General features: G+C 59.0%; 7 protein-coding genes. 4 read left to right on the top strand and 3 right to left on the bottom strand.

All coding sequences use genetic code 11. From position 1 onward, the window contains the following. Positions 1 to 222: 222 nt before the first annotated feature. From NB063_RS25055 to NB063_RS25045, 3 genes are all read right to left on the bottom strand, one after another. Entirely contained in the window at positions 223 to 591 is a 369-nt protein-coding gene (locus NB063_RS25055; RefSeq protein WP_250931774.1) for a hypothetical protein, read from the bottom strand. A gap of 12 nt (positions 592 to 603) precedes the next feature. Continuing rightward, the gene (gene topA / locus NB063_RS25050) at positions 604 to 3,303 is read right to left on the bottom strand and encodes a type I DNA topoisomerase (RefSeq protein ID WP_250931773.1); all 2,700 of its coding nucleotides are present in this window, start codon (positions 3,301 to 3,303) and stop codon (positions 604 to 606) included. A 199-nt stretch (positions 3,304 to 3,502) separates the two neighbouring features. Further along, on the bottom strand, positions 3,503 to 4,330 hold the full coding sequence (locus NB063_RS25045) for an enoyl-ACP reductase FabI (RefSeq protein ID WP_250931772.1): 828 nt from the start codon (positions 4,328 to 4,330) through the stop codon (positions 3,503 to 3,505). 244 nt (positions 4,331 to 4,574) lie between these two features. Between NB063_RS25045 and NB063_RS25040 the strand changes: the two genes are divergently transcribed. Genes NB063_RS25040 through NB063_RS25025 form a run of 4 tightly spaced genes read left to right on the top strand, consistent with a single transcriptional unit; the run spans position 4,575 to position 12,591 of the window. Further along, a complete protein-coding gene (locus NB063_RS25040) occupies positions 4,575 to 6,548 on the top strand; it encodes a sigma-54-dependent Fis family transcriptional regulator (protein ID WP_261367585.1) in 1,974 nt (657 codons plus the stop codon). A gap of 45 nt (positions 6,549 to 6,593) precedes the next feature. After that, complete coding sequence (locus NB063_RS25035) at positions 6,594 to 7,367, top strand: alpha/beta hydrolase (RefSeq protein WP_250931770.1); 774 nt, start codon at positions 6,594 to 6,596, stop codon at positions 7,365 to 7,367. Then, the gene (locus NB063_RS25030; RefSeq protein WP_250931769.1) at positions 7,364 to 10,111 is read left to right on the top strand and encodes a BatA domain-containing protein; all 2,748 of its coding nucleotides are present in this window, start codon (positions 7,364 to 7,366) and stop codon (positions 10,109 to 10,111) included. The genes NB063_RS25035 and NB063_RS25030 overlap by 4 nt, the downstream gene beginning before the upstream one ends. Beyond that, positions 10,111 to 12,591, top strand: coding sequence for a glutamine amidotransferase (locus NB063_RS25025; protein ID WP_250931768.1), 2,481 nt, complete (start codon positions 10,111 to 10,113; stop codon positions 12,589 to 12,591). Before NB063_RS25030 ends, NB063_RS25025 begins: the two co-directional genes overlap by 1 nt. Positions 12,592 to 12,659: the final 68 nt, after the last annotated feature.

Genomic DNA, 12,659 nt, shown 5'->3' with positions numbered 1-12,659 from the left:
AGCGCTAGCTGCGGGCGTCCAATGCGCGCATCGTAGCCGTAAGGCCCGCGGCTAGCGCCGACGGCTCACTAAATCAACAGCCCGCAAGCCGTCCGGTGACGCGAGACCGGACGGCTTACGCAGTTCCGCTAAAAAAAGCACTATAACAATCAACGTCCCCAGAGACCGAGCGTACGTGATAAGTAACTGCGTGACAGGTCGCGATGTCCAGCGAAGGCAAGTCTAGCAACTTCCGCAACTGCTGAGCAGCAACCGGTAGAGTTCGAGTCGCTCGGTTCGCTGCTCGATCGCGTCGGTTCGTCGGAGGTGCTCCGCGATCGCGTGGCCATCCACGCCGCGTTGTTCGAGCACGTCGCGGCACTGCTGCCACGTCGGCAACCAGACCATCGACTCGACCAAACGTTCCATCGTTTCGCTGCGACGCAAAAAGTGTTTGAGGTCGAGGATAAAGAACACCCGGTCATGGAAAGGTGAGTCATGCTCGATGAGGGACTCACCATCCCAAACATAATGTCCCGGCGTGGGCTGCCACTGCAAACCGGCCGCCTTCATTTCGTGGGCGAGCCCAATTTCTGCGGGTGAAAATCGCATGCGAATGCTGTCCTAAGACTTCTTGATGATGCCTTTTTTCTTTGCGGCTTTCTTCTTGGCGGTTTTCTTTTTGGCAGCCTTCTTCTTCACCGCTTTCTTTTTCTTCTTTTTCGACGGCCCTTTGGCGGCGCGTTCGGCAAGCAAGTCCAAGGCAGCTTCAAAGGTGACTTCCTTTGCGTCGGTACCACGAGGGATCGACGCGTTGGTTTCACCGTCGGTCGCGTAAGGTCCAAAGCGGCCTTCGAGGATCTTCACCTCTTGGTCAGTAACCGGGCTCTTTTTGTCGAACGTGACAATCGGTTCTTTCGGCGCCGCGCGGCCACGCGTCTTGGGTTGCTTGAGCAACGCGACCGCCTCATCAAACGTCACCTCGAGTGGCGACATGCCAGCGGGCAAGGAGCGAGTCTCTTTTCCGCACTTCACGTACGGCCCATAGCGACCATCGTGAGCCATGATCGGTTCACTGTCCTCGGGGTTGTTGCCGAGATTGCGTGGCAGAGACAACAACTGGCACGCGAGCTCGAAGTTGACGTCCTCTGGTGCAATGCTCTTGGGAATCGACTGGTTGCGTTTTTCTTCGTCGTCCTTCTCACCGAGTTGGATGTATTGACCAAAACGGCCGGCTTTGATGTAGACGTTTTTACCGGTTTCGGGATGCACGCCGAGCGGTTCGTCTTCGCGGGACGCCGCTTCGAACATCTCCATGGCTTTTTCGAGCGTCATCTCATCCGGAGCCATCCCGTCGAGGATCGCGGCCTTGCGCTCGCCCTGTTCGAGGAACGGTCCATACTTGCCGACACGCACGAAAACCTCTTCACGGTTTTCACCTTCGGTCGGCGTTCCGAGCGAGAACATCGCGGTGACACGTGGATCGATCTCTTCGATTTTCTCTTCGAGTCGTTTCTTCAGCCCCACGGCGGCCTTGTGATCGGCGGGGAAGTCCAAGCCTTCCTGATCGCCGAAGTAGAAGCCTTTGAGGTATTCAAGTGCTTCAGCTTCCTGACGACTGATCGTGTCGAGGAAGTCTTCCATTTGGGCCGTGAAGTCGTAATCAACGAGGGCTTCGAAGTGCGTCTCCATTAGACGGATCACGCTGAACGCCGTCCAACTCGGCACCAGGGCGCTGCCCTTTTTGTAGACGTAATCGCGTTTTTGGATGGTCTCGATAATCGACGCGTAAGTACTCGGTCGACCGATCCCTTTTTCCTCGAGCGTTCTCGTCAACGATGCTTCGCTAAAGCGTGCCGGAGGCTGCGTGGTGTGGCTCTTTGGATCCATCTCGGTCACGTCGAGCGGATCGCTTTCGGAGACTGGCGGCAGCAGTCGTTCTTTGTCGGCAAGTTCGGCTTCGGGGTCGTCGCTACCTTCGACGTAGGCTCGCAAGAAACCTTCGAACAAGATGCTCGTTCCCGAGGCGGTGAACGTGCAATCGCCACCTTCGATCGTGACGCTGATTCGTTGTTTCTGCGCGTCGGCCATTTGGCAGGCGATCGTGCGTTTCCAAATCAATTCGAACAAACGGAATTGATCTCGGTCGAGTTCAGACTGAACCGAAGCGGGGACACGGAAAGGCGTACCGGCGGGACGGATCGCTTCGTGAGCTTCCTGCGCGTTCTTGACTTTGCCTTTGTACGTGCGGACGGATTCGTGCAGGAACTTTTCGCCGTACTCGGTGCGTACCAGATCCCGGGCGGCGTTAACCGCTTCGGTCGACAGGGTCGTCGAGTCGGTACGCATGTAGGTGATGTAACCATTCTCATAGAGCCGCTGTGCCGCCTGCATGCAGCGTCTCGCGGTCATGCCGAGCTTGCGGTTGGCTTCCTGTTGCAGCGTACTGGTCGTGAACGGCGCTTTGGGCCGCTCGACGAACGGTTTGACTTCGACTTTCGTGACCCGAAAATCGGCGTTTTTCAAACGATTGGCCAATTCCGTGGACTCGGCCTCGTCCATTTGCAATAGATCAGTGTTAATCAGTTTACCGGTATCGGGATCGAAGTCTTTCCCGCTCGGGAGCCGGCGTCCGGAGACGGTGTTCAGCGTCGCAGGCAGAGAATCGCCATCCTTCGTCGTGAAGATCGCTTCGAGATCCCAATAAGTCGCCTCGTGGAACGCAATCCGCTCGCGTTCGCGTTCGACAATCAAACGCACGGCAACACTTTGGACGCGGCCGGCCGACAGCCCTGGACCGACCTTTCTCCACAGCAATTGTGAGACGTCGTAGCCGTAAAGGCGATCGAGAATCCGGCGTGTTTCTTGAGCCCGGACCAAGCCGTCATCGATTTGGCGAGGGGTATCCAGCGCGTGCTGAATCGCTTCTTTGGTGATTTCGTGGAAAACCAATCGGTGCACGGGCACAGATGGTTTGAGCAACTCATAGAGATGCCAACTGATCGCTTCTCCTTCGCGGTCTTCGTCCGTCGCGAGATAGAGGCTGTCGGCGTCTTTGAGTGCTTCTTTGAGTTTATCGACCTGTTTTTTCTTGTCCGCCGGGACGATGTAGACGGGCTCAAAGTCCTTGTCGACGTTCACGCCGAGGTAGGCCCACGGCTCTTTCTTGTATTTTTTGGGGATGTCTTTGGTGCCGCCCGGCAGGTCTCGGACGTGTCCCACACTGGCTTCGACCTGGTATCCGCTGCCCAAAAACTTCGAAATCGTACGGGCTTTTGCGGGTGATTCGACGATCACCAAACTCTTGCTGGTCGATTTGGCCATGAATGGGTAGGGCGTTTGGGAAAGAGGGACGAGTGGCGGAGCTCAAATGTGGATTCAGGCGTTGTGACGGAAACTGGCGCAGACGTCAACATGAGGTGCACGGCAACCGTCTGGTACCCGCCCCGCGCCCCGCAAGCCGATTGGGAGGCTCGCGGCGGCGATTGCGTCAGCGATTCTATGGGCGGCATCAACGCCAGAATCAGGCGTCTTGGGCCTTTTTGATTTCGTCGAGCAAACGCCCGGGACTGCCCATGGCGTTGTAGCCCCCGTCGACGTGTAGAACCTCACCCGTGATGCCGGTGCTGTCATCGCTGAGCAAGAACGCACCTGTCCGACCGACTTCCTCGTGGGTGACGTTACGTCCCAAAGGTGCCATGTGCTCATACATCTTGAGCATGTCCTCGACTCCAGCGGCGCGTCCGGCAAGTGTGCGGATAGGTCCCGCTGAAAGGGCGTTCACCCGAACATTGCGAGCCCCCATGTCGAACGCGAGGTATCTCATGGACGCCTCCAGAGCGGCTTTGCAGACGCCCATCACGTTGTACCCGGGAACACACTTTTCGCCGCCGTAGTACGTCATCGTCAGGACAGCGCCGCCGGGATTGAGGATCGGTTCGGCAGCGGCGGTGACGGCCAACAGCGAAAAAACACTGGCCTCCATCGCGATTTTGAACCCTTTTCGGGATGTGTGCAGGGTTTCGCGACCCAGGTCATCGCGGTCCGCAAAAGCAATCGAATGGAGCAGGAAGTCGATTTTCCCGAAAGTTTTTGCCGTGTGATCCATCACAGTGCGGATGTCGTCATCATTATTCGCGTCCATGGGTAGAAGGAATTCGGCGCCGTCATATTGATCCGTCAATTTGGCAACCCGACGTCGATTTTTTTTCTTTTCGTCGTCCGCGCGGTCAGGCAGATGGGTAAATCCACACTTGCCACCGTTTTCAAGAATCTGCTGGGCGATCGCCCACGCGATCGAGTGATCGTTGGCGACACCGACGATAAGTCCTTTTTTTCCTTCAAATTGCATTTTTTACCTTTTATGGCGGTGGTTTGCTGTCGGAGTGTTGCAGTTGGGGCGACCATCATCGTCACACGCGTCCACCCTCACAAGGCATCGTTGTGGTTCGTTTATGGAATTTAACGTGATCGGAACTCCTTCGCACCATCTCCCTGGCAACGACCACAAGGGTGCTGCCCTTTCTTCGCCCGTCATTCCGACTAGCTATTCGCCGCCCAGGCAATTGTCTGACGATGAGATTATCGTCCAAAAAATGCCGCTGCTGCTCGGCTTGGTAGCCGGCGTGCAAGCGGACAATTTGGAAACCATCCGCTGCGGAGTGGTCGGCCAGCACGCGGACCGTTGGCAAACCAGCTTCTGGACCGGAGACGAGTTTACGGCCGCCCATGCAGTCGCCAGCGAGGCGATCGACCGAGGCGAAGTCGTCACCAAGGGCGAATTTTCGGCGATCCAAGTGCAGACCTCGGGCGTCCCAAGTTCGTCCGAGACCGCAGACGCCTCGCGGTCCACGGCATCTCCGTCGGCAACGCGGACGCAGGCATCTGCGGCAGACGAGACCGCGGGTGTGATGCCGGGCATCCCAAACTTGGCGTTGTTGTTATCAATCAACGGACGCCCCGCGCCGCCTGCGTTGCTGCGGACGCTCTCGATAACACTCGGACGATTCCTTGGCCTGCACCGTGACCGTCAAAACGATACCCGCCGCCTATGGCAAACCACGACGATGCTGCAAAACGCGGCCGTCTGGCAACAACTCGATGACGACGATGAATTGCTCGAATCAGTGGCCCGCTGTGCGTGCGAAGTTTTGTCGTGCGACCGTGCGACGATTTTCTTGTGGGATAAATCACGGCGTCGGCTGATCGGTCGGCCCGCCATCGGGATCGAAGGCGGTGTCCTTGAGGTCGAAGACAACGCCGGCATCGTGGGCGAAGTCCTGCAAAGTCGAAACCCACGTTGGTGGTCGGCAGGCGGCAACGATGGTGGGCGGGTGAACCGTCGAATCGATCAAGCACAAAAGTTTAACACGCATTCGCTGCTCGCCGTGCCAATGGTCAACTCGCGTGACCAAATCATCGGCGTCTTCGAAGCGATCAACGCGTATCAAGACGATCATCGCAGCGGCGCGTTCGACGCCGCCGACGTACGCACGCTATCGGAATTAGCTCTACACGCGGTCGTGGCAATCGACTCGCAGCGGACACGTGCCAACCTGACCCGCACCCGTGACCGGCTGGTCTCCCAAGCTGCGGAATCCAACCCATTGGTCGGCAATCATGAATTGATTCGCGATTTGCGAACCAACGCATCGAAAGTCGCGCCGACCGATCTGAGTGTCTTGATTTTGGGACAAAACGGTACCGGCAAAGAGGTGCTCGCCCAACACATTCATTATCACAGTGAACGACGCAACGGCCCGTTCGTTGCGGTGAACTGTGCCGCGTTGGTCGAATCGTTGCTCGAGAGCGAATTGTTTGGCCACGAAAAAGGTGCCTTCACGGACGCTTCAGGAACTCGGCAAGGCAAATTCGAGTTGGCTCATGGCGGAACGTTGTTCCTAGACGAAGTCGGCGACATGAGCCCGGGCGGGCAAGCGAAATTGCTTCGCGTCCTCGAGGAACGAGTCGTCGTCCGCGTGGGTGGTTCCCAACCGATTCCCGTCGACACGCGAGTGATCGCGGCAACGAACCAACCGCTGCAAGATTTGATCGCGGCAAAACGGTTCCGCGAAGATTTGTTCTTCCGTCTCAACGTCGTTTCGCTGACCCTGCCACCGCTGGCTAGCCGCGGCAGCGACGTGCTGATGCTGGCGGAACACTTCTTGGAGCGTTTCTGCCGCCAGATCGGACGGGTGGTTCCCCGGTTCGACGAAACGTCACGGCGGGCGATGATCATGCATCCCTGGCCGGGTAATGTCCGTGAACTACGCAACACAATCGAACGGGTGTGTTACCTAACCAGCGGTGACCTGATTCACGAAGAAGACTTGATGTTGCGGCCGATCGAAGGCGCCTTGCCGAGCTTCCCGGCGACGACCATGCGAAATTCGATGGGCGGCACGATCATCAATTTGAACGAGGCGACCCGCGAATTTCAAATCGCCCATATCGAAGCGGCAATCATGGCGTGCGGCGGGAACATGACCGAAGCAGCCAGCAAACTCGGACTGCATCGTTCTAACCTGTATCGAAAGATGCGTCAGTTGGGGATGTCGACGTCAGATTAACGAGGCGTCTGGCAAGAACGGTCGCGTTTCGCGTAACCTAGTGGGATGAACAATCCCAACTACTCTGCCGACGGCTATGCCGCCCGGCCACGTGTCGAGAAAATCGGCTCTCTTCGCTGTCTCGTCGTGGACGGATCCGACGACGCACGCATCCCGGTGATCCTGTGCCACGGCTATGGTGCCCCTGGTGACGACCTCGCCTCCTTGACTCCCCATTTGATCGAGTGGATTGGTCGTGATTCGGCCGCACTTCGATTCATTTACCCCGAAGCGCCGCATGATTTGTCGGACCTCGGGATGCCGGAGGGTCGGGCGTGGTGGCCACTGAACATGATGGCACTGCAAGAACTTTTGCAAACCAATCGCTTTTCGGAGCTGCACGACGAAGTGCCACCGGGAATCGACGAAGCTCGGGCGGCACTCGAAGAAACGGTGACGACCGTGCTCGCGGACACCCCCGAATCGACGCCTTATGTCCTCGGCGGTTTTTCGCAGGGAGCGATGTTGACCATGGACCTCGCCCTGCGAGGAACGGTCCGGCCGCCAAACATCTTGGTGCAGTTCTCAGGGACGCTGATCTGTGAATCATTATGGAAGAGCCAACTAACGCGTTTGGCCGACACACAGGTGTTGCAGTCGCACGGCCGCATCGATCCGATCCTGCCGTTCTCCAGCGCAGAAGCATTGCGAGACATGCTCCGAGGTGGCGACGTGGATGTCGAATTCGTCGGGTTCCAAGGCCCTCACACGATTGAGACCGATACGTTGTTCCGGCTGGTCGAACGTCTACGTATGTTGGCGGTATCGACCGGGCAATGAGTTTTCTCAGTGCAACGTTGCTGTTGGGGACTTTGGCGGCGGGGATTCCTGTTGCGTTGCACTTGTTGGCTCGCCAACCACCTCGCCGCGTCATCTTTCCGAGCGTTGCGTTCTTGCAGCGTCAACTGACGACGCAAACGAGCCGACTGCGGGTGCGCCGTTGGTGGCTGCTCGCCTTGAGGATATTGGCTCTCGTCGCTTTTGCCGTCGTGCTGGCCCGACCGCATATTGACTCAGCGATGTCATCCACCTGGACGACGGTGGGGCTGATTGCCCTCGCATGCTTGGGTTTGTTGGCACTCGCATCGGTCGCGTTCGCGAAAGGTCTTGGACGCACCATGGCTTGGTCGCTGCTCGTCGCCGCGTTGATCGCCGGTGGGGTCGCGGGCGTGGGTGCCATCGGCGCACTCGCCACGGGTAACACGCCCGATTTTCGGATCGATCGGCCGTTGGCGATTGCGATCGTGATCGACAACGCTCCTTCATCGGCATGGAGCGTCGCTGACGACTTTCAGAACGATGACGCGAGCGACGAAAACTCCGGTCGGGCCAGCAATCCGGCGACATTGTTTTTGTCGACTCGTCCCGGCACACGTCTCGCCGTTGCGATGGTGCGAGCGGGCGAACTGATCGATCGTTTGCCTGAAGGCAGCCGAATCGCGATCGTTGACCGATCGACATCCCCGGTCGGTTTTTCTCTCGACACCGCTGCCGCTCGATCGAGGCTCTCGCGGATCACACCGATCGCGTTCCCGGCATCGATCACGGAGCGCACGGCGTCGGCCGTCGAGTTGGTTCGCACCAGCGACCTAAGCGAACGCCATGTGGTCGTGATCTCTGACATGGCGGCCGCGAGTTGGGAACCGAGCCTCCCCGCGGCGTTAGCCCGATCACCGCTGGCACCGTCGAAACACGAGGATGTGCCGATCAGCATCGTGAACACACATGAGAGCGTTGTCATCTCGGCAGATCTCGATGCCAACGAAAGCGTCACTGCGAAGAACCAGGGTGTAACGACTCCGACGATCAATCCGTGGATATCACTGCCGCAAGTTGCCGACGTGGCTCCACCGCCGGGCGTTGCGATCCCGATCCGGTTTGACGTCGGCGTCTGGCGGGGCTCCGGCGCAGAAACTGGTTCCTCTCCGAATCGTGCGACCAAGTTATCCGCAACAGTCCAGATGAGTTTGTACGAGCGTGATCCTTCGCTGCCCGTCGTCCGCGACGGCAAGTTGGTTTTACCGGCACTGCGTTCGGTGGACAGGGCTTCGATCGAGCTGACCGGCTCCGCAGTCAACGGGCGTGACGAGGTCTTATTGACGTTGCCGCCGCTCGCGCGGGGAACTTACCACGCTGTGATTGAACTGATCGGCGATGATCGTTTCATGTGGGACAACTGGCGATTTGTAACGATCGATTTACCCGCACCACCGGATGTTTTGATCGTGGGCGACGACCGAGATGAAACCGGCGTGATCGCGGCCGCCATGACGGCTCCCCATGCGCCCGACGATCCCTCCGCGAGTTACCGGATCCAAACGGTCAGTTATCGCGATTTGGCCGCAGTCGATTGGAAACCTTTTGAGATGGTCGTGCTGCTCGATCCACCGCTGCGGTTCTCGGCTCAGCAGAACCAGATCGTCGGCTCCAACGCCGGGCTCAGCTCCGCGATGCTCGAACAGATCGCGGGCGTGGTCGCGCGGGGTGGCGGGCTGATGTTCAGCCTGGGGCCGGCGACCGAAGTGATCGCCGATGGAGATGCCACCGCCACGATAGGCAGCAAGGCGTCGCAGACCCGATGGTTGATCCCGCCTTTGGTGCGATCATGGCGAGTGCCAGAACCGGGGACGTTCTGGCGAGTGACGTCGAGTTCCCATCCAATATTCAGTTCATTGATGCGTCCATCATCCATGCCGAATTGGAGTGACTTTCGGGTACGGCGGTACTGGCAGACGGATCTCGAACCGACGAAAGTCGAAAACGAAACCGACGAGACCGTGACGGCGTCACCATGGGAGGTGCTCGCGCGATATGCGGTCGCCGCCGACGGAGGCAACACCGGATTGCCCGCGGTCATGACACGGCGAATGGGAGACGGCCGGATTGCCGTGACGACCACACCGCTGCCTGCACTCGGTTCGAAAACGCGAACATGGAACGATCTGTTCTCGGCCGCCGACGCTTGGCCAGCATTCATGACCGTTCGTGGGCTCGCCGCGTATCTTGCGGGAATCGACCGACGCAACGCCACCATCGTGGTCGGGCAAACAGCGATCGTCCAACCGGATCCCGGCGCCATGACCAACTCGGCGAACAGCAACAACGACGAAACCGACAATCGACTATCGCCCCAAGCTCAATCGGTTGAACTTTATGCTCCCGGCCACGACTCGGGGCGAACGATCCCTTGGACAACGCCGGAGATCACGATTCGGGAAACGGAAACGCCCGGCACGTATTTCATGAGGGGCGTGGAATTGTGGAGCGGTTTTTCCGCCAACCTCTCACCGGCTTGGTCACGGGGTGAAACGACCAATTACGCGACGCTGCGAGCTTGGCTGGGCGAAGAAAAATGGTCCATCACCCGTGAGATTGAATCGCTGTCGTTAACCGGAAGTGGTGGCGGATCGGTTGCCGTGTCGCTGCACGCACCTCTCACGCTGCTCGTCGTCCTCGTCTTTCTGGCCGAACAATTGTTGAGCAATCGCTTTTATCGTGCGGCGCGTGATCCGGGAGCGACATGATGCGATTGAGTTACGATCCAATTTACGACTCGGGGTTGGCTGGCGTTTTATTGACGGCGGTGGTGATCGCGTTGTTGTTCGTGGTCACTCCGACCGGGGTGTCGCGCGGCCGGCGTATCACTTTACTGACCCTTCGCGGGCTCGCAGCCATCGCGCTCGTGCTGACGATGCTCCGCCCGTCGTTGGTGCGATCGGATAACCGCCCCGCAGCCGCGACGTTAGCGATCGCGATGGACACATCACGCAGCATGACGCTCGCTTCGGGTGACGATGCCGCTGCATCAACCAACCTTGGTAGCGGCGACGCCGAAAATCGTTGGCAGCAACAGCAACGAGTGCTCGAACAGTTGGCCGAGAGTCTCGCGGGCCTTGATGATCAACTCAACATCGCCTTGTTTCGTTACGATCGACGCAGCGATCAGATCGCCAGCGGTCCGGCGAGCGAACTTCGCGAATCGCTCGCAGCGGTATCGAATCTCGAACCCGACGGTCTGCTGACCGATCTGTCCGTGCCCTTGGAATCGGCGGTTGCCGCCTCGCGGGGAACCCCCCTGGCCGGCATCATGTTGCTGAGCGATGGAACCCAAACCGTCGTGCCCGCTTCGCCATCCGAAAGTGGTATGCGGGCAGAGTTGGGAAACCCTTCCAATGGCAGCCGGTCGATCGATCCGGTTTCGTCTGCGAGGTTAGTCGCGGCGATTGGCGTGCCGCTGTGGACCGTCGCGCTCGGCCCACGTGCCGAAACCAGTCTGGTCCAAGATGTGTCGGTCCAGTCGTTACCCGAAACGTACCGCATGTTCACCGGCAACGAAGCGGAAATCTCGTTCGAGGTTCAATCCCAAGGTTACCCGGGGACTCCGATCGGATTGTCGGTGGAGTGGGTGGACGAAAAAGGGGCCACCCGCAATGCGGCAACGCGCACCATGAGGAGCGACCAAAGCTCATCAACCGAGGCGTTTCGGATACCCGTCGTTGCACCGGAGCCGGGACGATACCGTTTGATCGTGCGGGCGCGTCCACCGGCCGGGGAAGCCAACTCGTCAAACGATTTCCAGCTCGCTTTCGTGGACGTTCGACCGGGTGGCGGTCGCGTTTTGTATCTCGAAGGCACGCCTCGTTTGGAACAGTCGTACCTTCGACGAGCCCTGCGACGTTTCCCCGACTTGGAACTCACTTATCGGTGGATCCCTCGCGACACATCCAAACGATGGCCGGTGAGTTTGGCGGATGATTTGCAGACCGGACGCTACGACGTGATCATTCTCGGCGATCTGCATTCGGCCGCCTTGGGAACCGAGCAACTCGAACAAATCGCCAAGTCGGTGGCTAGCGGCACCGCTTTGGTAACGCTCGGCGGCGAACGGGCGTACGGCCCCGGCGGCTACGCGGACTCGCCCTTGGCAAAAGCCCTCCCGGTGAAGATGAACGGATCGATCGTGCAACCAGCCGGCGGCGAGATCAAAAAGTCGATGCAAGGACAACTGGAGGGACCGTTGACTTTGAAAACGACGGTTCCGCATCCAATCACCAATATCATGGTGGGGGCTCGTGAGTGGAATTGGTCGACGTTACCGCCAATGCCTGGCGCCAACGCGATCGCGGGCGTGAAAGCGAGCCCGGGGGTGCAGGTGCTGCTTGAGGACGAGCGTTCCGATCCGATGCTGGTTGTCGGCGAATATGGACAGGGCCGAGTCGCCTCGCTCGCATTTGATTCGACATGGATCTGGTGGAGGGGCGGGGCCAGCGAGTTCCATCGTCGATTCTGGCGTCAGCTCATGCTGTGGCTGCTTTCGCGGGAGGAATCCGACGACAGCGAATTGCAACTGGAAATGACACGTCGTCGATTCAATACGACGCTGAGCAGCCTGCTGACCGGGTCGATCGTGCTCGCTGGAAACGCGACCGATTTGCCGGGTGCTTGGTCAGCGGATGTGGTGCTGGAATCGGGGGAAATTCGCCCCCTCGGGCTATCGACCAACACCCGAGCGGTCGGCGATCAACGCGAAGCGACGATCAACGCGGAAATTTTCGGCGACGGTGCCACTCCGACGGACAATAACAATGAACAATCGCCCGACGTGGCCGCGGAGGCATCGGCTCCTTCCGCCGGGGCATTTTTTCCACCGGGTATTCACCGGGTTCGGGTGCGATTGGGTGATGCGGCGGATCCGGTCGCCTCGGCTGAGTTGCCCTTCCAGGTGGTCGACGACACGACGGAATTAGCCGCGATTGCCGCAGACCACGCGATGCTCGACCGGATGGCGGCGATCACCGCTACATCGGGGGGCGAATCGTTTCGCCCCGATCAGATCGACTCGCTGATCGAACGGATTTCGACCCAGCGTCGACGGGCGGAGCGAGTCGTGATCGAAAAATGGCGGCTCGGGGACGGTCCATCAAGCGGCTGGGTGGTGTTTCTACTATTTGCCGGCTGTCTATGCTCGGAGTGGACGCTTCGCCGCCGATGGGGGCTGGCGTGACCGCGCCGCCGTTGGACATTATTTGCCTGAGCCGTTGTGTGTTTCCATTTCCGGAATCTCCAAGAAAG

Origin of the sequence: Aporhodopirellula aestuarii (assembly GCF_023701485.1) — a bacterium.
Lineage (GTDB): Bacteria > Planctomycetota > Planctomycetia > Pirellulales > Pirellulaceae > Rhodopirellula > Rhodopirellula aestuarii.
This window is presented reverse-complemented; position numbering and strand designations above follow the sequence as displayed.